Annotated in this window: 13 protein-coding genes and 1 riboswitch; of the genes, 8 read left to right on the top strand and 5 right to left on the bottom strand. The window is 59.5% G+C overall.

Going from position 1 to position 21,435, the window contains the following annotated elements; translation table 11 throughout:
• Positions 1-93 precede the first annotated feature (93 nt).
• Positions 94-293, bottom strand: a riboswitch (cobalamin riboswitch).
• 512 nt (positions 294-805) lie between these two features.
• Together ACVMB1_RS02625 and ACVMB1_RS02620 are read left to right on the top strand one after the other, a co-directional pair.
• Entirely contained in the window at positions 806-1,069 is a 264-nt protein-coding gene (locus tag ACVMB1_RS02625) for a hypothetical protein (protein ID WP_141713270.1), read from the top strand.
• A gap of 568 nt (positions 1,070-1,637) precedes the next feature.
• On the top strand, positions 1,638-2,486 hold the full coding sequence (locus tag ACVMB1_RS02620; RefSeq protein ID WP_456814041.1) for a nodulate formation efficiency C protein: 849 nt from the start codon (positions 1,638-1,640) through the stop codon (positions 2,484-2,486).
• Positions 2,487-3,850: 1,364 nt separating this feature from the next.
• Here ACVMB1_RS02620 and ACVMB1_RS02615 read toward each other — a convergent pair.
• The 4 genes from ACVMB1_RS02615 to ACVMB1_RS02600 are packed head-to-tail and all read right to left on the bottom strand — an operon-like array spanning position 3,851 to position 10,623.
• The gene (locus ACVMB1_RS02615) at positions 3,851-5,029 is read right to left on the bottom strand and encodes a Wadjet anti-phage system protein JetD domain-containing protein (protein WP_456848196.1); all 1,179 of its coding nucleotides are present in this window, start codon (positions 5,027-5,029) and stop codon (positions 3,851-3,853) included.
• Between the two features lie 2 nt (positions 5,030-5,031).
• Entirely contained in the window at positions 5,032-8,469 is a 3,438-nt protein-coding gene (locus tag ACVMB1_RS02610; protein ID WP_069276045.1) for an SbcC/MukB-like Walker B domain-containing protein, read from the bottom strand.
• Complete coding sequence (locus ACVMB1_RS02605; RefSeq protein ID WP_057018746.1) at positions 8,466-9,104, bottom strand: DUF4194 domain-containing protein; 639 nt, start codon at positions 9,102-9,104, stop codon at positions 8,466-8,468. The genes ACVMB1_RS02610 and ACVMB1_RS02605 overlap by 4 nt, the downstream gene beginning before the upstream one ends.
• Positions 9,097-10,623, bottom strand: a complete 1,527-nt coding sequence (locus ACVMB1_RS02600; protein WP_069276046.1) for a Wadjet anti-phage system protein JetA family protein — start codon at positions 10,621-10,623, stop codon at positions 9,097-9,099. Before ACVMB1_RS02600 ends, ACVMB1_RS02605 begins: the two co-directional genes overlap by 8 nt.
• 368 nt (positions 10,624-10,991) lie before the next feature.
• Between ACVMB1_RS02600 and ACVMB1_RS02595 the strand changes: the two genes are divergently transcribed.
• The 4 genes from ACVMB1_RS02595 to ACVMB1_RS02580 all read left to right on the top strand — a co-directional run bounded on the left by ACVMB1_RS02595 (position 10,992) and on the right by ACVMB1_RS02580 (position 13,658).
• The gene (locus tag ACVMB1_RS02595; protein WP_069276047.1) at positions 10,992-11,231 is read left to right on the top strand and encodes a type II toxin-antitoxin system VapB family antitoxin; all 240 of its coding nucleotides are present in this window, start codon (positions 10,992-10,994) and stop codon (positions 11,229-11,231) included.
• Positions 11,231-11,620, top strand: a complete 390-nt coding sequence (locus ACVMB1_RS02590) for a type II toxin-antitoxin system VapC family toxin (RefSeq protein ID WP_253587733.1) — start codon at positions 11,231-11,233, stop codon at positions 11,618-11,620. The genes ACVMB1_RS02595 and ACVMB1_RS02590 overlap by 1 nt, the downstream gene beginning before the upstream one ends.
• A 525-nt stretch (positions 11,621-12,145) precedes the next feature.
• Positions 12,146-12,898, top strand: coding sequence for a thermonuclease family protein (locus ACVMB1_RS02585; protein WP_069276049.1), 753 nt, complete (start codon positions 12,146-12,148; stop codon positions 12,896-12,898).
• Positions 12,899-12,908: 10 nt separating this feature from the next.
• Positions 12,909-13,658: a carbonic anhydrase gene (locus tag ACVMB1_RS02580; RefSeq protein WP_069276050.1), complete on the top strand. Its 750-nt coding sequence runs from the start codon at positions 12,909-12,911 to the stop codon at positions 13,656-13,658.
• 838 nt (positions 13,659-14,496) lie between these two features.
• Here ACVMB1_RS02580 and ACVMB1_RS02575 read toward each other — a convergent pair.
• Positions 14,497-15,651 (bottom strand): 8-amino-7-oxononanoate synthase, encoded by a 1,155-nt coding sequence (locus ACVMB1_RS02575; protein ID WP_069276051.1) that lies wholly within the window; start codon positions 15,649-15,651, stop codon positions 14,497-14,499.
• 973 nt (positions 15,652-16,624) lie between these two features.
• On the opposite strand from ACVMB1_RS02575, the gene ACVMB1_RS02570 reads away from it, so the two are divergent.
• Together ACVMB1_RS02570 and ACVMB1_RS02565 are read left to right on the top strand one after the other, a co-directional pair.
• Positions 16,625-16,954 (top strand): hypothetical protein, encoded by a 330-nt coding sequence (locus ACVMB1_RS02570; RefSeq protein WP_253587734.1) that lies wholly within the window; start codon positions 16,625-16,627, stop codon positions 16,952-16,954.
• Positions 16,955-18,908: 1,954 nt separating this feature from the next.
• Positions 18,909-20,624 carry an MFS transporter gene (locus ACVMB1_RS02565; protein WP_069276054.1) on the top strand — a complete coding sequence of 572 codons (1,716 nt, stop codon included), beginning with the start codon at positions 18,909-18,911 and terminating at the stop codon, positions 20,622-20,624.
• The last annotated feature ends 811 nt before the right edge of the window (positions 20,625-21,435 follow it).

Here is a 21,435-nt window from a genome sequence, read left to right as displayed (position 1 = left end):
CCCATGTTGGGGGCAAAGGCCATGGCGGACGCAGGCAGGAGACGTCGCGCGAGCGACGGCTGCTTGGCGCACCACCGGGACACCCCGCCCGTGGACGAACATATTGTCGGGGCAGGTCTCCTGGCTCGCGGGTCATCGCCACTGTCCGGCCTTCCCGAAGCCGCGCAGGCTTCAGTGACTCTGTTGGACAGCGGCTCGCCGCTCACAGTTGCGGGGGCAGCGCCGGCATCACCGGCTTCCCTCTTAGCTCCGGATCAAGCAGGAACCGGAGCACCTCGACGACTTGGATTATCGGCAAGACAACTCCGCCGTCAACCTCTCAAATTGATGCTGCGACGTCTCCTACGTGTTGACGATGCACGGCCACTCTTGATCGCGACGTTGAAGCCACTCTCCAATCACAGATATCGGGGTGACCATCTGCGAGGCGCGTTGGCGTCGGACCGCGTGTCAGATCATGGAAGAGACGAATGCGGCCTGGGCGATGAAGGTCACGGTGCCGAGACAGGACGCTCTTCACGCGATCCAGCTTTCAAACATTCATCGAGCACCCTTCGATAAGTCCCCCTTTCTCCACCAACAACCAGTGTGAATAGGCGCGCTATACGCTAAATCCGCCGGCATACTCAGCGAGCATGTTGATCTACGACCAATCCTGGTAGGCGCCATGCGGACGTTTTTTGGCGATACTGCGAAAAGTAAGCATAGTGAATCACCAACGAAAAGAGTAGCTCGCAATGAAAATGGCTGTTTGGAGTGCCCTCGGCGTCTTTGCTGCTGCCGTCTTTGCGGTCGGCCTGTTCGGGTGGATAGCAAGGCCACTTATGAACCCGGCCGTCAGACAGATGCTCTCGAACGTTTTGAGCAGTTCAAGCCGAAGCTAGCTCAACCCGAGGGGCTTGGCCTTCTTGCCCGGTCGGTACGACTGCATGGAAGCGCGGCTCTTCCAAATGTTGACTACGGCGACGAACTGATAGACGCCGGTCACGAAGCGGGCCATCACGCGAGCGGCGAATGTCGTCGTCCCATCGTCTGCCTGACTTTTGAACTTGCGAGCGCCAATTCCTAATCGCTCGCCGCTGATGGGCGGCTTCGCCTCGTTGTGGCCATAAAGCGCCTTGCACAACCGGTTGAGGCACTCTCGACCTTGGCAGCAGCGGCAACGACCCCGGACCACACCGGTTCGATGGCGGCAAACCTGCACTCAATTGTCGTCTGGCTTCTGGCAGCGAGGCTTTCAAAACTGCGCTGCTCGGAGATCCAGTGCGTGACAGGAATGAGCCACGAAAGTCGCTGCGAATAGGCTTAATGGCAACATAAATAAGGTGCGCAGGTCGGGAAGTCGACAAAGGCGGCACAAATCTGGTGCGAACTGCCTGCTATTGCCTGGCACGAAGAATGCAAGTCCTCGCTTGCCCAGGCTTCTCCTCCTGGGCTGGTCCAGCATTGCAAGTTGAAGCTTTGGCTGACCACTGAAGTTAGCGGCGCGTGACATCGAGGGACAGCGCCTGCTTGCGCGGGACATCAGCAGGTGCTCGCGTCACGTTGCCGCTAACTTCTAGCGATCTCGTAGAGCACGTCGAAGATTGTCCGCTTTGGAATTGACGCGTGGATGAGAACCAGATGGGCCGGCAGCAATGAAGAGAATGTCTGGAACGCGCGTGCTTTGGTTCTGTCTCGGTCGATCGCTGATCTGCCTGGCCGGGCTGGCAGCGACAAACAGCAACGTTCGCGCCAACGACAGCGCGCTTGTCGAAAGGGTCAAGTCAACGTGGCGAGCGCAAGACGGCGAGACTATAGAACAAATCATCTCCAAGGTCTCGAAGGTGGCTCACTTCGTCCCTCGGTCGTGGGGAGTCGCTGAAGGAATTGACCGAACAGAGTATGTGTACTTTTCGTGGACCAGGCACCAAGACAACAAATCAGACGAACAGTACGCAATCACTTGGAAGATCGCGACCGACGGAACGATCAGACTTGCGTCGCCATATGCCAAGCCGATTGAATTGGGCTGGCGCGCCTTTGCGCTCTCGTTGATCGCCAGTGAGGTCACCGATGGCGAAAGGGACGCAAATCTTCGCTTTCTGCACGATCCTGTTAACTTCAACTTCGTAACGACCGCACAAGGCAAGCTCGGCAATCTTCTGCGGCACGGCCGGTGCCATATCATTGAGCCCGTTGCGGTGGATTACGCGGCGAAACCGAATGACAAACCGACGAAAAAGGGTGATCTTTGGCGCGTTCTGCTTTTGGTGAACTGCAAGATCCCAGGGCCCCATTATTTTACTCGCAACGGCGTCATCGCTTTCGAGAAAAGCGAAGGACAAGATTGGGAGCCTCAATCTTTTTTTGCCAAACGTATCGCAGCCTTTCCTGCAGGCTCTTGGTTCGATCGCATAGAGCCAAATGAACGAGAAACAATAGAGAGGGCGCGAAAGGCCTCGGCCAATGATCGCACAGAGCAAGATCGCGGCGCAGCTCCTTGACGCTGAGCGCCTCTGAGTAGCGGCCAAAGCAAACACGCTCGGAAACGTTGACGTGTGCTGTTCTGTCTTTGCAACAGACCGGCAGCCTCTCTCGCAGCTTGTCACAGGAAAAGGCACACAGCACTGTTGCTCGCGGCCCATTGTGCGAGAAAATCGATGCTATGATCAGACGACCACGTGCCGGCTTACGAGAACCGATTTAGCCTTCCCCGCACATACGCAGTGCGCGGACGCCAATCTACGACGAGGCCAGCTCGAAATCCCATTCTGCAGCGGACTTCGCCCAGCAGGCGTGCGCGCAGCGCATCGCTTCAACGGAAAATGGCACCCGCAGGAGCGTGAGCATAGCGACGCCGAAGGCGGCACGCGGGACCGAGTGCAGCGACGAGACCGGTTAAATGGGTACCCGGGAACGGGGCAGTGATAGCGACGCCGGCATTCTTGATGGCGGCGGGCGCCTTTCCCGAGTACCCCCGGCGAGGAGCTCCGCAGCCGTGCGCAATGGATGGACCGTAGACTTGAGACGGAGGATCTAGATTTCCTCGGGCGCATTCGTCTGCGCGTCATGAATCCTGATCTGAAGCATGGGAAAGCGCTTCTTTAATTCTTCCCTACCCGCCCGGGCGCCGTCTCTCGTTGTAAACTCGGCTTCGAGTCGGCCGTCCACTTCAAGCCCGTAACAAGAGACCGGCAATTCACGGCTGGCTGCAACCATTTCGTTCCCATTGTGCAGTGAGGTGCTTGAGAACGATGCGTAATGAGTCGCCCAAACCGCACCAGGGTAAGCTGCTCGAGTGCGATGACGCATGTCGTGGATTGATGCCTCGCACTGGCTGGCGCCTGGGATGGGAATTCGTCCAACCAGGCGGCGCATGCACGATCAAGCCATCGGCTTGACATAGCTACCCTCCCAGCTACCCTGGGCCACGCGCACCTCGTGCTGAGCCTCATGGTATCTGCCCTCCGACTATTCGGGCCAGTTCAACGCAAGACCGTTGCGCACAAGCAATTCAGCAAGATCCCGTCCGCGACCAAACAGGTCGTGACGGTGCCCACAATACCGGTGGAGGTTGAGCGGAACACAGTTGGTGGAGCGCTAGACGTCGCAAGCTGTTGAGAAATGATAGCGAACAAATCACGGACGAGCGCCGGCGAAATATTTCGCGGCACCAAGGCGACGGGGCCATCTTATTTCTTGTTCGACGGCCGCCACGCAGTCGGTGAGCGTGGCCGTGTGGTTATGCGCTCGAAGATCGCCAAGGTCGTCACCGACCACAGAGAGTATCCCACTTTCGAACACCTTGCAGGAGGAATTGACAGTGCTCGATTCCATGATATCGACCGCTCTTGGTTTTTACCGACGCTCACGGCGGAGCGGTAGGATCCGGTAAGACGGGATTGAGCTCCTCTTGCTCAAGCGTCTTTGCTCCGTCCCCTGCTAAATAGGCCGCGAGCACCGCAATACCGGAGTCTGGTGGACACCGCGCCGGAGCGGCCTTCCTCAGCGGCACCTGCCCCGATCTTTCGGCGATTTCGACACTCATGAGGTGGGGTCGAATCGGACGTCCGACTGCGCGCTCGATCGTGTGGAATATCCACGTCCCATCCGGATCAATGTCTGACCAGTGGAAGATCGGCGTGTTTCCAGACACCATTTGCGTAATCGCGCGCAGCGCCTGCTGGGTGGCGAGAGAGGGGTATCCGCCCACGTACATCGTCACTCCCTCTCGATCTGGATCGGCTTCGGCGACATGTCTGTTGAAGCTCGCGAAATTTTCGATGGTGAGAAGGTAGGCTGGTGGCCGCCGGAATCGGATGCGATCCGCCTCCTTGGGCGGGATGCCTAGATAGCGTGGAGAAATCTGGGACAAATCGGCGCCATCGAGATCGATCCTTCCGGCGATGAGAAGCGGTGGCGCGAAGCGCTCCAATCCGATCGTGCGCAGCGCCTCGCGGGGCCGCGCTCCGGGCGGGAGCTCGAGGATTCCGCCAAGAAGTCGGACGACCGCGCCTTCGATGCGTTCGAGGGCTTTGCTATCGCCGACCGTTCTTCGCGAGAAGGTCCGATAATCGACATCCAAATGCCTATTCTCCAGAATTGCTTGGGCGAGGGCGAAGGCGTCGCGGAGCTTGTCCACATCGGATGAGGCGAACCCGTGCCAGCTCTTGGCTCGCCCCCAAGTTTCCGCTATCGCGGCAGCCGCTTCCACCAAGCGCCAATCCAGCGCGATGTCCGCACAGAGGCGCCTACCAGCCTCTTGGGCGATCTGAGCGGCCGGAACGCGTCCGAGATAGTGGTAGAGCGCGTCCGCGGTTTGAAGTCTGACGTGCACAATCTGATCCCGCCTGGTTCCGCGTCCCCTTGCGAGACTAACGGCGCCGACCGCCTCGGCCCGCGCGATCTGCCTCAGGAAGACGTCCGCAGCCACCACGTTGGGAAATGCGTCATAGTCGGGATGTGCGATGGGGTTGGCGGTCCCACCTTCGTAGCGATCCAGCAGATCGTTCAGTAGTCCGTTCGCCTCACTGAAACGACGCACCATGGCTACTCGGCGGCCAGACGTGCGGCAAGGTCGTCGGCGGTCATCAGGTCCGGATCGATCGCACGCAGTTCGCGCTTGGCCTTTTCCTTCAACGAGACGACCGTTGCCCTCGACTGCTCGCCGATGCGATCGACCTCCACGATGGTGTCCATATGCTCTAGCACCGCGACCCGCTTCTCGAAAGGCGCGGCAATCACAAACTGCAGGCCGAGATTCTTATAGAAGCTCATCATCTGGCGCTGGTTCTTGCCGTCCATTTTCGAGAAGACCTCGTCGAACATCGCAAGCGCGAAGCCGGCCGGCTTGCCGGCGCGACGCTCGGCACTGCCGTAGACGGCCGCAAGCGAGGCGCCGATGGCGACGTAAATTGGAACCTGTTGTTCAGCACCTGATCCGGTGCCACGGCGCTGCTCCCAACGGGTCGAGCGGCCGGTACCGACGTCTTCCATGTGGATCTCGAAGGTGTAGAAATTTCTGTAATCCTCGAACTGGGTGAAATCCTTGTCGGGATCTTCGAGCAGCGCTTCGAGTGCCAGGATCGTGTCCTTGTGGGGGAAGTCATCCGATACGTCTCCGCGGAAGAGCATGTCGAGCGCCTCGGGAGAGGTCTTGCCGATCTCGATGATCTTCAGGATCGGCTGAAATTCCACCACCTGGGTACGGTGAAAGGAGTATCGTTCATTGTGGAAGGGGTGCGCGTAGAGGCTGCGGTTCAGCGACTGGAGCTCCCGCTCCATCTTTCCGATCCGAGCCGAGAGCGCATTAATGAACTCACCTCGCAGTAACATGGACGCTTTCTCGGCCGCGTCCCGCGCCTGACGTTCGTACTGCCGCAATTCGTTGGACTCTATCTCCTCGATTAACTGCGCCATCCATGGCTTGACCTCCTGAAGAGGCTCGCTCTCGATGCCGATCTGGGAGCTGACGCCGAAATCGTCGAAATAGCCGTCCAAGAACTCGCGCACCTGCCGTTCGATCCGACCGCGCTCGTCGTTCGCCGCGTCGGCGTCCTTGACGGCCTTCTCAGCCATGCTGCGATGCCGGTCGGCCTCGTTCTTGTGAGCGCGGGCATCAAGGCGCGCCCGATATATCGGCCGGCCTTTTGACGCAGAGTAGAGGGGCAGATTCTTGACGAAAAGCGACCAAGCGATCTTCAGATTGAGCTCGGAGCCGGGTACGTTTTCGCCGTCACCGAGCCTACTCTTCGCCGCCCGGACGTCGCCGTCGTGTTTGTTGAAGGCAGTCTGCTGAGTCTCGCGCTCGGCGATCCTTCGGTCCTTCAGTTGCTGCTGGGCACGTTTTTTCTGGCGAAGACCGCCGTCGCCGGCGTCGTCCAGAGCCGCGAGCTTCGCTTGAGCATCTGCCATCTTAGCCTGCACTGCGGCGAAGGCCGCAGCGCAGGTCTTCAGATCGCCCGCGGGCGCGTCGCACAGGGCTTTCAGCGCCATGAACGCGCCGTCAGCGATCTCGGCTTCCTTCGCGGCCTGGCGTAGCGATACTTCCAGCTCGTCCGCCTGCTCGTGCAGCGCGCGCAACGCGTTCGCCTGGGCAGCCTTGCCGATCTTGTGCTCCGAAGGCTCGATTGATCGATGGGTGCGGACCAGGCCATCGTCGTAGAGGCCGTCCTTCATGATGGCGCGGCCCGGCCTGTTGAACTGGTCCAGGGTGTCCGCAAGGCGCACGGAACCATACCGGCGCATGATAAACGACAGCGCGTCCGGATCCTCCGTGCGGAAGATCGAAGGAAACGTTCCTGGCTCTGGCTTGGCCCTGAATTGCTCCAGCTTGTTAAGGCTCACCAGGGACGTGCGCCGGAACTCGCGCCGCCCTTCCTTGAAGATCGCGGTCGCATCGCCGATATGCGGCCTGTCGACGAACACCGCATCCCGATCGCGGCCAAGAAGCGCTTCAGCGGCACCCGTCCAACCCGGCTCGGCGACCTCGATCAGTTCGCACAAGACGCGTGGCGCCATGCCTTTTTGACGAAGCCGGAGACATAAGCGCTCGGTGTCCGGCTCGAGGTGCGCGCGCGCCCCTCCCGAGGCGTGCTGCCGGACCCGCTCCAGCAAGTCATCCCGCTGGCTACGTAACTGCGAGGCTTTTGCGATGACCTCCTGACGCGCTTCGTCGATCTTCGCGAGTCGTTGCCCTCCCAAGATTGTCAGGGCGTTTTCGGCCGCAACCAGTTCGTCGGAAACGGCCCCAACCGAGGCGGCACCTACAGCGGCAAGCAGCCGGTCCACGGCCGGAATGAAATCGTCGAAGCCGCGCCCGCCCATGGCACACAACGGTTGCAGGCGCCGGATGGTGTCGATGCGCGCCTTGAAATCAGCTGCAGCGCGTTGCGCGGACTGCTCCGCCACCGCGGCGGTCTGCTGCAGCGACTTCCTGCCAGTCTTGGCGTCGTGTTCGGCGATGGCCTCGGTAAGCCGTTGCAGCTCATCGTCGATCGCTCTGATGTCTTCATTCAAGAATTTCAGTTCGCCGCCCGCGGCTTCGCGCTGCGCGCTCGCGAGCCGGAGCCTCACCCTGAAGTCACGGTTGATCGCGCGGGCGGCAAGCCACTCCGCGCGCTTGCCAATCCACTGCTCGCGGAACTTGGTCTCCAGTGCCTCTTCCAGCGCCGTCAGAATAGCCTTCAGTTCCTTCAGTGCCTCCAGCTTGAGGCGCATCTTCCGGATCGTGTCGCTAATGTTGCGGTAGGTCTGAATCGACTCGCGCAGTTCCTTGATACCGATCGGGCTGTCCTCAAGGATGTAGTTCCGCACGAACTGCGTGGCTGTCTGGTTGTGGTCGAGCGTCATGGCGTTGACGATCGATTTCTGCAGCGCGTTGGCGTTCTGTTCGCCATACGGCGAGTGCGGCAGGAGATGGCGCATATACTCGCGGACATAATCGCTCGCCCGATCGCGGTGATTGACGAAATTACCTTCGCCGACGGCGCAGATGATTCGGGCGCGCGCGTCCTCCCATTGCGCTGGAAATAGTGCCTTTCCACGCTGTTCGATGAAGTCATTGGACGTGAGCACCGCGCCGACCGCGATGAACAGCGCGAGCACGGTCTCTCTACTGTCGGACTTCCGGGCTTCGAGCGCCATGCCGATGGTGACGGAAGGCCGCGCTCCGTCCGTGTCTTCAAAACCGAGCGCGATGTAGGTGCGCGCCTCGTCGCGCCGGCGCTGATCCTCGCCGAGCGTGCCGAGGCAGTAGTCGACGACGCTGCGCTTCGAGCTGCCGCGCGATCTTCCGCCGTCGCCGGCAACCGCGTTCAGGCGCAGGAAGCGTCGGTTGCCACCGGTGAGGACGACCTGCGCCATATCGAGGATCGTCGATTTGCCGGAGCGGTTCTCACCTAGCACGCCCACGTGAGCGGTCACTTCGATGTCGGCAACATCGAATAGGTGCCAGTTCACCATAGTCAGGTGGCGCAGTTGCATCATGCGTCATCTCCCGCGACCTGCGGAAAGCGGGCTTCCTCGCTTTTGACGTAGCGCTCGAGCCTTTGGAGCGCGTCACCGCCGCTGATCAGCTTGATCATCGGCCGGATCCTGACCTCCCAGTCCTGCTGTTCGTCGTCGAAGTCACCGATCTCGACAAGACTACGCTGGGCGGCCTCACGCAGAATGTCGCGGAAGCGGGCTGCGGAGATGGCGCCGCCCCCACTATGCTGCGCCATCTCCCGGTACCGATCGAAGAGGTCGTTCAGCGTCGCGACGACCACGGCTCGGTCCTCGACGGCCCCGACGTTCACTTCCTGCTGCCAGTACGCGGCCAGCACGAGCATAACGATGGTTTCGTCGAGCTTCATCCGGGGCAGCGGCACGTCCTCGTCCATCGCGACGATCCCTGCCCACTGCGCCTCCGGATCGCGATGGACGCGATAACCGCAACTGTCGAAGAAGCCGTCGACCACGTCGCGGAAGCGGCCATCCATCATCGTGTTGTAGACCGTCCCGGTGCGAGGGTCCCCGGCGAACACGAATTGTCGTCGCAGCAAGAAATGCAACGCCTTCCGAAGATCGGCCGCCTTCTCCGCGCCGGCGGAGCGCTCGATGTTGTCAAATTCGCTAAGCATGGACTGCTCTGCCTTTCGCCGTCGTACCCGATCGTCTGACCACGAAGTTCGCGCACCTGAGCCACTCGCTATCGTGCGGAGGCGTGTCGGGGCTTGGCTCCAGATCGAAGCCAGCCGCGATCTGCGCCGGCACGTCGCCGGTTAGCGCATAACGTCGGGCGCAGTCGAAGGCGAGGAAATCGTCAACGGTGCCGATCTGCATGAAGCGCGCCTCCTTGGTCGCGAACGGAGGAACCTGCCCCTCGAGGAATCTTTTGACGTCCTCGGGGCGCGGCGCGATGCGAGCGATGTACTCCAGGCGAAGCTGCTTCCGCAGTTCGTAGAGCGGATCCGACGGCGGCCCGGCGAGTTCTCTTGCCTCGACAGGGCGGCGCGGCTGTCTAGCCGGCGCCTGATGGTGTTCAGACCAGGGCGACCGCAGTGGCTCAATGTTCCATTCGACGGTTGCCTCGTCGTGCCTGCCCTTGCGGAGCAGAGCGTCGAGCCGCCGCACCAGGTCGCCGGCGCGCCCGACGAGTCCCTGTGCTCCACGCTCGGCGTACTTGATAGTATTTCGAACACGTGCCTCGAGTTGTCTGCGGAAGGTCTCGATCCGATCGAACATCTCGCCGATCTGCTCGAAGATGCTTTCGATGGCCAACAAATCGTCAGCCGCAGCCATCCGGCCCTCTTCGAGATCGGACGCCATGCTTGCTGCGGCGTATTCCTCGGCCAGCACCTGCATCGTCTCGGACGTGTAGGAAATTCTGCGAGCAAGATCCACGATCGCGTCGCGAAAGCGGTACGGATGGTTGACGGTGAGGATGGACTCGAAATCCTTCAGCAGCAGCTGGTCGACGAACTCCTCGAAAAAGGCTTCCAGGCGGGTGCCCACGGTCTTCGATTCCATGACCGTCCGTCGGATACGCTTGAGGTCAGCCAAAATGGCCCGCAGACTCTTGGTGAATTGATCGGCCTGATTGCGCGCCTCGCGGACGGCGAGTGCGGCCTCGCGTTGCTTGCGGTCGGTAATCTCGGGTGTGAGCTTTTCAACGGCTTCCAAATTAAGGCGGATTTGCACGATCAAGCCGCCGAACCGCTGGGAGAGGTCCTTATTGAGGCTCGCCAGACGCTGGATCACGAGCAGGGGTCCCATGGCCATGTCCACGGTCACCCGAAGTCCGTACTCCTCCTCCTCGAGCCATCCCCATGCGACGAGCCGCGTGTAAAGTTGGCGCGCCAGGCCGAGCGCCTTGTCTCCCTTCTCGGATGTGAGTGCGACGTCGACCTTGCGGATGCGGCGGCGCCGCGCTGAGATCATTTCAGGCAGCGCGCCGAAATCGTCGCCGTCGTCCCACAAGGCGGGGTTTGCCCGCATGACGTCGTAGATCGCGTGAATGACCTGCTGCGGCGCAGGGAAAGCGGGCGCGCCCGAGAAGAAGCGCTCATGAAGATCCAGCAGACATGCCGCGTAGAGATGTTTGTGGTCCCGCGAAAAGGCCAGGAACGCGTCGTCGTGCAAATGGCGAAACAATGCCAATCAGAAGCTCCATCAATCGAACATGCCCGAGCCAGATCGGAACAAGCTAATATATTGAAAATCCTATTGAACTTTTGATGCGAGGACCGGGAGGTACAACTGGCGGTGGGCGATCGTTCTGTTTATGTTCGAATATAACGTCCTGAGAACGTACTGTCGAGGGCTTCACCGCAGTCCACGTATCCGCCTCGTTCCAATGCCGGGACTTTCGAAGACCCCGCTGAGTTCGAGGACCTGCTACTTGGCGGCTCGTCCCTGCCGCCATCACTTTATAACGTCGTAATATCAAATACTTGACCCGAGTCTGGAAATACGCCCCTGCTCAGGTACCTAAGCATGGATACCTATATACCCGAACAGAAGTACCCATGGCCTACAACATCGAGGACCGCGAGACCGACCGAATCATTCGCGAACTCGCCGCACTCAAAGGCAAGCCGATCCTCGATTGCGTTCGCGAGGCTTGCGAACATGAAATTCAGCGTGAGCGCCTAAAGACGCCGCTCTGGGACCGGCTGCAACCGCTGCTCGATCGCATCGCCAGCGCTCCCAAAACCGGTCTGACCGCCGACAAGGCGTTTTTCGACGATCTGTCCGGTGATGTCTGATGATGATCGATGCCTCAGCCCTGGTCGCGATCTTGCTGCGCGAACCGGACGCGGCTGAGCTCGTCATGGCAATTGCCGACGCCAAGGCGCCGTTCGCCTCAGCCATCGCAGTATATGAAACGGTCTGTGCTCTCACGCGCGTCAACGCATGGGGTGCGCCGGAAGCGGAGGCCGCAGTGCGGGAATTTCTCGACGCCGCATCCATCCGCGTGTGCGCGATTGCCGACGGCATGATATTGACCGCCGCTATGGCGTTCGGTCGGTTCGGAAAGGGGCGACATCTTGGCGATTGTTTCGCCTATGCCTGCGCCAAGACCTATCGCGCGCCACTGCTGCACAAGGGTGACAACTTTCCGCGAACCGATCTCGAGCTGGTCCGCAAGCGATAAGCTATTGGCAACTTCTGTAAGATTGCATCGATGATATGGCGACCATCCGCGGTGTGGAGATGAGCACCATCGCCAAGCGCGATCTTCATCTTGAAGCGCATGTTGCGTGAACAGATGCCAGCGCGGATCCAAGTCGATAGATCGTGGGCCGCAAAGAGAGTGACCGCGAACGCGCTGTAAGCCAGGTTCATTTGCTTTGATGGCATTCGCTTTCCGGGAGCAACTCGGTTGGCTTTTCGACTACACCGACGCCGGGCGAGTTCAACGCTCCGCCGATGACTTTCCTGCTGGGGTCAAGCCCTTTGCGGTGCGCGCCTACTGAGAGAGACGGTCGAGGCCGGCATACCGCAACACTTATCCTGGAAGAAATCGCTTGAACCTCACGTCACGTCAGGGCGTAGGTTGGAAATCACAACCAAGATTTCACCAACCAACGCCGAACGATGCAACACAGGCCAAATAGCAGACATGGTGCGATCAAGCAGGCGAATGTAGCGACGCCGGATTGCACGTGGTGTTGAACGGATGGACCAAGAGAGAAAGGCCGTCGGGATGAAACACCGCGCAATGATGGCTGCATTGCTCGCTGTCATCACATCTCCGGCTTGCGCAGCGAAACTCAGCGGCCCTCCGCGCATCGTCGACGGCAATACGATTGAGATCGAGCAAACTAAAATTCGGCTCTCGGGCATCGACGCGCCAGAGACGGATCAGATTTGCCTCGACGCCCACGGTCAGAAATGGGCTTGCGGCATCGCTGCTCGCGATGAGCTTATCAAGCATTCGAACGGACGAACGTGGGATTGTCATACCACCGGGCGAGATGAGTACGGCAGGTCACTCGGGAGCTGCTTCATCGCAGGCGAGGACGTGAACGCGTGGATGGTACGCTCGGGTTGGGCACTATCATGGGGTCGAAATATCCATATCTACGCCGTCTATGAGGTTGTGGCGAGCCATGCCTATGCCGGCCTATGGTCGGGGGCGTTCATCACGCCTTGGGACTGGCGTCACCGCAACAATGGAACGATCATCATTGGCGCGAGCTCGGTACCGACCGATGCCCAGGAGCTCCTGCTCGGACCCGCTTTGGCATCGGACCCGCCCTCACCCGAGTGTCTGATAAAAGGCACTGTGGGCGGCAACGGCGAGCGCATCTATCACTTGCCCGGGCAATTCGGTTACGGACAAATCGACATGACGAAGAAGCAGGGTGAACGCTGGCTCTGCAGCGAAGCGGAGGCTGAAGCCACGGGATGGCGTAAAGCCGCGCGATAAGGCGACACACATGCATGCCGACCATTCCCCGAATATATCTTGCGCGCTCACGATAAAGCCTTCGCGCCGGTCACTTTTGCTGTCGCTGTTGGCGTTTTCGGCGGTTGGCATGCGGCTTGGCGACAACATAGTTGACGCGAAGGAAGCAAAAAGGCCACCCAAGCCGGATAATATGCTCACGCCGGATGCTGCGCTGAGGCGGCTAGTCGAAGGTAATGACCGGTTTGTCCAGGGCACATCACTAGGCGGCGATTTCAAGCGCGAGCGTCAGGCTTTAGTCGATGGACAAAATCCATATGCGGCGGTTCTGAGCTGCGCCGATTCTCGCATAGCGCCTGAACTTGCCTTCGACAGCGGGCTTGGTGACCTGTTTGTCTGCCGCCTCGCCGGCAATTTTGCCAACGATGACACCCTCGCCAGTATGGAATACGCGGTCGCTGTGCTGAACACGCCATTGATCTTGGTACTCGGGCACGATCGTTGCGGCGCGATAGACGCCACGATCAAGTCGCTCAACGACGAAAAGCCGGCGCCGGGACATATTCCATCGCTCGTCGCTGCGCTTGCGCCTGCGGTACGGGAATCCCACCAGCAAACCGGTGATGCGTTCGCCAATGCCATCCGGCAGAACGTAGTCGATAACGTCGATAAACTTAAATCGGCAGGCCCGGTTCTGAACGCGGCAGTTGAGCAGAACAGACTAAAGGTAATCGGTGGTCTGTACCGGCTCGACACCGGCAAGGTCGATCTGCTGAACTGACCCTGGCACCTTCGCAGCCGTTTGAATGCCTAACGCTGCTTCGGTTGAGTCCGCGAAATTCGCTCGTCCATCGATAAATGCACCGGATGTGATCCGCTCCACAAATTGACATACAATTTCGGAATATCTTTTTGTATGCGCGAGCTCTTTATCCTCCTCGTACTCTACCTACTTATGTTGGCAACGCGCAGCCAGCACCAACATAATTTCCTGTCGTGACCGACAGTTCCATGCCTTCGGTTAACGCCATAGCCAACAGTTGACTGAAGCCGCAGATGCGCGGCAACGGATGTTGGGATATAAGCGCTACTCTCGGCGAGGGGACAACCCTCAAAATAGCCTCGCCGGATCATCCGTCATGGCATCGAAACAGATCGGCCCGTTCAGGGTGCCCGGCTCAGCTGGGGCTGAAAATCACATATAGCAGAATTACGACCGCGACGGCTGCCCATCCGGCTGATGTAAGGAACACTGTTGCTCGCGACGGCATCGGACTGTCTCTCCTGCATCAACTAACGAAGCGAGTGCCAGTCTTGGAAACGAAGCATCGCTGGATTCGCTTTAAGACCATACCTTGCATCCGCAATAAACCGGAACTTTTCGCACGCGACAATTGCGATTACCGGCTAGAACGCAGAAAAGTCCTCTGAGCCTTCGCTGACACGCCTCGAGCCTGGCACCCAAGGATCGATGGACGCCTTGAGAATGCCACCCAAAGAGCGCTGGTAGCGCTGCGTAGCTGAGCCTTGTCAATTTGCTTTCCGAAGTGCTCCCTTCAAAAAGGAGCATCTGCGTGTGTCGGCGCGGACTTTTGAAGACCGTTTTGCCGATCCCGTAATCATCTTGCGCGGCCGCATTGCACGCCCCAGGTCTCTTCGACCAACGCATCGATCATGTCGGATACATCATCCTGCCCGACGTTAAGTGTCAGCGAAATCCGCAACCGTGCCGTTCCCACAGGCACCGTTGGCGGCCGTATCCCACGGATATCAAAGCCACGCGCCTGGAGTGCAGAGGCGAGCCGCATCGTGCGAGCGTTGTCGCCCACAACATAAGGAATAATCTGTGAGTTCGAAGAACTCGCGCGACCGCACACAACGAGCTGCCGATGTGTAAAGTTGACCAGATCGATTAGACGTCGTTGCCGCTCAGGCTCCTCCTGCAGGATTAAGATCGCCTCTCGTACCGCGACGGCCATTAGGGGGGATGGCGCGGTGGCGAAAATGAATGGACGGCACCGATTGATCATGAAGTCGCGCAATACGCCGGAAGCCGTGACAAGCGCGCCCGCCGCGCCCAGCGCCTTGCCGCAGGTGTGGATTACCAAAAGATTTTCGCGCCCCTCATAGGGCGCGGTGAGCCCCCGTCCCTGCTCGCCGTAAACACCTGTGGCATGAGCCTCGTCCACAACTAGGAACGCCTCGTAGCGCTCGGCGATTGCGACCAGATCTTTAAGCGGCGCGAAGTCTCCGTCCATACTATAGAGGCTCTCCACCACGATCCAGACGCGCCCCTTGCCGCCCCTGGCTCGCCAGTCGCCAATCCTGTCTTCGATCGACTGGAGGTCATTATGTGTGCTTATCCGGAACTCGGCTCGGCCCGCTCGTGCGCCTTCATGAATGCTGGCATGTACGAGCGAATCGAGAACAAGCAAATCGCCCTGCTGCGGCAACGTCGTTAGAACAGCAAAATTTGCGATGTAACCGCCGCCGAGGAACAGCGCCGTCTGCGTTCGGAAGAACCGCGCCGCCTCCGCTTCAAGAGCTTCGTGCTCCTCACAATTACCGCGCAGGAGCCGTGACCCGCCAGCTCCGATCGGCGTGCCGGCATCGAGCGCGGTGCACAGGGCTTTCTTCATACGAGGCGCGCTTGCCAGCGCCAGATAATCGTTTGAAGCAAAATCGGTCCCTGTGCGGGGCTTGAGGCCGCGCAGCCGATCATCTTCTTTCAAGGCTTCTAGGGCTGCGACATAACCATTAAGCGGCGTATTCATTGACCAATTATCCTAACGCCTGCAGCAGGGCGCGATCAATCGAGCCTTCGTGGCACAGATCTCGGATTGTCTCACCGGGAAGCGACGGATCTGCAAGCCAATCTAAGCGCACCGGCCGAAGAGGCCGGGCGCCTTCCAGTCCATCGGTAATAGGATCCCCGTTCGGCGAACAAGCCTCATGCTCGGCTGCCTCTCGCTTCTAACCGTCGCGATCAAGGCACCAGGATCGCTCAGCGGCGCCATCAATCGCACGCCCTTGACTCGTCCCATAACGTGAATGAGCAAGCAGGACGAGCATGCCGACGCAATCCTCGACACGGTCGCCCATGCCGGTGACGCCGACGCTACTCACCTTGATACCTCACGCGGAGACATCTGCGCCCCAATTGCCCGCACCAAAAAGCCCCCTTCCAAACGCCCGCCGAGAGAGTGAACCAGGTATGATGCGAACCATCCCACCCTCGCGTAGCTATGTTGGCAGATCGCGCGTCCTCATGCGTGCGCAAACTTCGTACAGAGCGGACGAGCGTACGTTCGCTCGGCGAGTGTGATCGAATCGTATCATAAGCGCACGCTGCGGACCCCGGGGCTCGCGAGACGATACCCAACTTCGGCGCGCCAAATCACTGATCTCCTCGGCGCGCGTCGCGGCAGCCGCGCACAAAGCGATATGCGAGTAGCCAAATTCATCGTGGACCAAACCACACCCGAACTTGGCCGGATGTGCGTCGTCCGGAAAACGGGTGCGAGCTTTGTACGAAACGGACGAATGCACATTGCTATCACCGTGGACGTGCTCAAAGTGGACCACAAGAGTAGTCCTGAACCGTCCGCGTCATGGTCATCGGACGCGAATAGTCGAGCCGTTCCGCGATGGCGGGCTCAAGTAGTAACAATTATAGTGCTCCATGCCACTGGGCGGTACAATAAATCCCTTACGTAAGGTCCGTTCCGGACATAGGAGACCGGCGACATGTACGGGCACGTCGCGCGTGCCAACATCGATCGCTATCTCAGCGTGCTCTACAGCACTGATCTCACCCACCATGAGCGACAGGCGGTCACGAAGTTGTTGCTCGGCGAGTTGGACAAGCTCGGTCATGACCCCGCGCAGCTAGAGTTTGCCGAAAAGCGAGCCGCGAACGGCCGCGAAAGGGTGAACCACGCCAGGCGCCTACGCGAATCCTATGCACTCGGCACAACAGAACGCGAAGAATCGGATAGGTTGTTGGTAGCGGTCGAAAGTCTTCAAAGCCTGCTGGATGCTTTTATCGTGGCTTGCACGAGTTCTCTGGGCAACTGAGACGGCGACTTGATCGTAAAAATGACACCAGGTGCGGCACGATATCGACTTGATCTTCGTCACATTCCTGCTTGTCCATCGCTTCTAACTCTAGCTCAAGTATGGATCTCCATGGCGGAGATCGAATTTGCTGACTGCGGCTTTATGTCGTGAACCGCTATCCGCGGGATGAAATCCACCAAAATCGACGCTGCAAGGCCGCTATCAAGCGTCACCTGAGACCAAATTGCATTCAAACACCGCGCTTAGTGAAAGATAATGGTGCGATCAAAAGCGCCTCGTTGGCGAAATGGACCAGGAGCAGCACATGACCTGTCATTTCTACCGACTGCTTTACCGATTCCTCATGCGCGCATATGCCGAAACACTGTTTCGGCGTAGCAGGCACGAGAAGCAGGAAAGACTCTAGCTGCAGTGCAGCTTGATGAGGCTTGGGAGTGAACTACGACAATCCGACCACTGGTCCAGCGCAGCGGGGCAGCCGGTGCAGGACGTGGCCGAAGCCATCTTCAGTCCCATCTGAGGATGCGGAAAGGCGTGCTGCCGAGAACAGCGCGTTAGGCCGCAACAAGCGCCGCCGAGCCGGCGTTGCGAGAGGATGTGCATCGGCATCCACAAACAACATGAAGAGGCGTGAGGAGCACGCAACCAGCGGTGTGCCGGCAAGCGGCAATAACGCGCCCCTCATCGGCAAAACCTACGGTCGCGCGCTGCAGCCGGTGTGCGGCGCCGACGCGATCATCGTTCGCGCCTCCTGTGAGGGCGGCGACAATATTCTTCCAGCGAACCGACGGTTGAATGGCATACGTGCTCGTCGGCGCTGCGATGAAATTGGGGCCGGTGATACTGCACGCCGGCCGGGGCCCCAGAACGATCATTGGTCGGCTCAAAGAGACGGCCGGCAAGTAAGAGAAGCTCCTGCAGAAGACGACAAACGTCGGATCGCGGGATGCGGCACGAATCGTATGTTGCTGCCCGAATGCCCTGCATCACGCAGGTGCACGATGATCGATCGTGCACATAATTTACGCACCGCGCCTTATGCATCGCATGACAAATGGTCCCGCTCCGGCGGGCTTTCACTGCCTATCCTCTGCCACTTGAATAGATCAACAAACGCCTTCGCCAGGGCGTCGGGCGATGTCGCACCACGCGAAAGTTTAGCGAAGTCGACGGCCTATCCTGACACTCTTCACACAAAACAGGCTGAAGAGGAGAATCAGAACGCCCGCGCGTTCGAGTAGACTTGAACCGAATGTGCTTGAGCTGGCTACGGGAACAATACACACGTTTGCTTTGCAGTGCGTAACCGCTCCCAAACCAAGGTCACAGCGGCGCTGCGGTTGGACGTCTGTCCCACGTACTGCGCGAAATACGCGCACAGAGGCTCGATCTAGAACCCAATACTCCTACCGATGGCCTCCAATGCTCCGCACTGACGCGAAACCACCTGGCAAGCGATAATAATCACTGCGCAGCTGTGTGGAGGCATTGAAAAGTTCGGCGAGATCGAGTTTCGGTCGTTCAGCTTCTGCGACGCAAATCGTTTCGCGCTTAGAGATCTCGCGCATTTGTCCGATTCGTACAAAGTTTGCAGCTGCCAGCCAGCCCACCCAATCAATAACGCCGCGCAAGCAGTGCGCTGGGGCGAATAGGTCTGAGGCAGCCTTTAGATTATCCGATCGTTAGCGTCCACTGCGGCACGATTGGAAAGGCGATTCTACTGCGATTGGAGATTGCAGATATCACGCCGGTGCTGGAGACCATTCCGGCTTTGTGCGGCGCTGCCTTTGCTATGAGGCGCAAGGCGACGGAAGCAGTCGATCACTTTCAATCAAACTCGATCGAAGCATCTCATTTCACAGCCACGTCAGGATCTGAAGGCGATATCGCGACAGGAACATCCTTGTGATCCCTACCAAGATCAAATCATGGTAGATCATCATGAGTTGATATGAGCGATTCACTCAAAGCCCAGGCGCATAGTACCGACGGCATCACGGCGCCGCTGCGGCACGCGACCTTCAGGCGCATCTGGCTTGCGAGCCTCTTGTCTAATGTCGGTATCCTGATTCAAGGCGTTGGTGCCGCCTGGGCCATGACGCAGATGACGTCGTCGGCTGACAAGGTCGCGTTGGTGCAGACTGCACTCTTACTGCCAGTGATGCTGATATCGATGCCAGCCGGGGCGATCGCGGATATGTATGACCGCCGTATCGTGGCGCTGGCCTCCCTTGGATTGGCGCTCGCCGGGGCGACCGGGTTGACGTTAGTCGCCTGGCTTGGCTTGGCCACGCCAAACCTCTTGCTGATGCTATGCCTCGTTGTCGGCAGTGGTATGGCGCTGATGGGGCCGGCCTGGCAATCGTCGGTTAGTGAACAAGTTCCGCTGGAAGCACAGCTGCCTGCGGCCATCGCGCTGAACGGCATCAGCTACAACATTGCGCGGAGCGTAGGTCCGGCAATCGGCGGGGTCGTGGTGGCAACTGCGGGTGCAGTGGCGGCATTCGCGCTCAACACGTTGCTCTATCTGCCGCTGATTATCGCGTTGTTGCTCTGGAAACGTATGAGCGCGCCCGCGCGCTTACCGCCTGAAAGATTGAGCCGGGCGATGGTGTCTGGCGTACGCTATATCAGCAACTCACCGTCGATCAAGATCGTGCTGGCCCGCAGTCTGGTGACCGGCATCGTTGGCGGTGCAATCACCGCTCTAATGCCGCTTGTAGCACGCGATCTCTTGCATGGCGACGCCCAGACCTACGGCATCATGCTTGGCGCTTTTGGTCTGGGTGCGGTGGTCGGCGCATTGAATATCACCGAACTGCGCCGGCGGTTGAGCGGCGAGGCGGCGGTCCGCGCCTGTGCGTTGTCCATGGGCGCAGCGATGGCTGCGGTTGGGCTCAGCCGCGAACCGGTGTTGACCGCAGCGGCACTCGTCCTGGCGGGAGCCGTGTGGATGATGGTGTGGGCGGTATTCAACATTGGAGTGCAGTTGTCAGCGCCGCGCTGGGTGGCCGGACGCTCGCTTGCAGCTTATCAGGCGGCGAGCTCAGGCGGGATTGCCGTCGGCAGCTGGGGTTGGGGCCGTCTGACCGACGCGGCCGGGGTCGAAACCGCGCTGCTGGTGTCGGCCGCCCTGATGCTCGCCTCACCACTCATCGGCCATTGGCTGCCCATGCCCCGTATCGGCGCGCGGGGTGAGGAGCCTGAGCCGCTCGCCGATCCTGAGGTGCGACTCGCCTTGACCGGACGCAGCGGCCCGCTCGTCGTCGAGATCGAATACCGAGTTGCACAGGAGAATGCGAGAGCGTTTCATAATGTGATGCAAGACGTGCAATTGTCTCGCCAGCGCAACGGCGCCTACGGCTGGTCGATCGCGCGGGATATTGCCGATCCGGAATTGTGGACCGAGCGCTATCACTGCCCGACCTGGCTCGACTACTTGCGTTCGCGGAACCGCTCGACGCGGTCGGAACGCACATTAGAGCAGCGGGCCATTCACTTCCACGTCGGCCCTGCGCCGGTACGGGTCCGTCGCATGCTGGAAAGGCCGTTCGGCTCGGTACGCTCGAACGACGACACGACCGAGTGCGCGGCCGGCGAAATGGGAGCGGAGATCGCAAACCCGCCAAAGGCACTCCGTAGCCGGCCACTTCGCCCCATCAAGTGAGCCAGCTTGCGGGTAGGTTGGGCCGGACGAGGGTAATCGACACGCATCACACGAAAAAACGGTACCCAGCATGGACGCTCTGTACACTGCTCTCGCGACAATCGGCGAGAGCGTCGAACCGAGAAGGCGACAATCGTGGGGAGATTTCCGGCGAGAGCAACGAAAGGTTCGCGCTTTTGTACACTCTTTTTCAAAACTCACGCTTACTGCAACTTCGGTGGCTTCGTAGTCGGCCAGCCGTACATCTCAAGCATTTGGCCGCGTCATCGAGCTGGTCCGGCAGACACACACTTTCTTGGGTTAGGAGCGTCAGCTTTGCCCAAGGCGCATTTCTCCGCTTTTCTTGTGCCGAACTTCAACAAAGTAAGGCCGAATGACGCCGCAAAAATGCAGCGTCACCCGGACAACGCAGAAATGGCGCAACCAAAAGCCGCATAATTTGCTTGCGAAGCTCAAAGTGACGAGCTGCCGCTCCGATCTCTTCTTAGATGGCATTCGAGGGTGATTCATGGGCAATCATGACCTTGTCTCCGGTAGCCTCCTCGCGCTGACCGCAACCAGCTTGGCGCTACTCTGCTCGAGCCTGCTCGTCTTTGCTTTCATTTGAGACCGTGCTGGTTGCCTTGCGCGCGCTATCGAGGGGATCACGCCGTCGGAGCATGAAGTGTTTGTATGCCTCCAAGGGACAATGTTCGCGCACGACCTGAACGATCGTCTCTGCTTTCGGCTCGACCGACCGCTTGGTCTAAGAGGCGGCGCTTCAGACGCGACAAGCTCTGTACGTTCCGGATTGATCTATTCCTTTCATAAA

The sequence above is a fragment of the Bradyrhizobium sp. USDA 4504 genome (genome assembly GCF_054063995.1).
The sequence above is the reverse complement of the archived record's forward strand: the minus strand, read 5'-3'. Positions and strand labels throughout refer to the sequence as shown.

Coding starts and splice junctions, on each gene's coding strand:
- ACVMB1_RS02595 (WP_069276047.1), top strand. CDS start 10,992: ATGGCCTACAACATCGAGGACCGCGAGACCGACCGAATCATTCGCGAA.
- ACVMB1_RS02590 (WP_253587733.1), top strand. CDS start 11,231: ATGATGATCGATGCCTCAGCCCTGGTCGCGATCTTGCTGCGCGAACCG.
- ACVMB1_RS02585 (WP_069276049.1), top strand. CDS start 12,146: ATGGACCAAGAGAGAAAGGCCGTCGGGATGAAACACCGCGCAATGATG.
- ACVMB1_RS02575 (WP_069276051.1), bottom strand. CDS start 15,651: ATGAATACGCCGCTTAATGGTTATGTCGCAGCCCTAGAAGCCTTGAAA.
- ACVMB1_RS02620 (WP_456814041.1), top strand. CDS start 1,638: ATGAAGAGAATGTCTGGAACGCGCGTGCTTTGGTTCTGTCTCGGTCGA.
- ACVMB1_RS02565 (WP_069276054.1), top strand. CDS start 18,909: ATGAGCGATTCACTCAAAGCCCAGGCGCATAGTACCGACGGCATCACG.
- ACVMB1_RS02605 (WP_057018746.1), bottom strand. CDS start 9,104: ATGCTTAGCGAATTTGACAACATCGAGCGCTCCGCCGGCGCGGAGAAG.
- ACVMB1_RS02570 (WP_253587734.1), top strand. CDS start 16,625: ATGTACGGGCACGTCGCGCGTGCCAACATCGATCGCTATCTCAGCGTG.
- ACVMB1_RS02580 (WP_069276050.1), top strand. CDS start 12,909: ATGCATGCCGACCATTCCCCGAATATATCTTGCGCGCTCACGATAAAG.
- ACVMB1_RS02610 (WP_069276045.1), bottom strand. CDS start 8,469: ATGATGCAACTGCGCCACCTGACTATGGTGAACTGGCACCTATTCGAT.
- ACVMB1_RS02615 (WP_456848196.1), bottom strand. CDS start 5,029: ATGGTGCGTCGTTTCAGTGAGGCGAACGGACTACTGAACGATCTGCTG.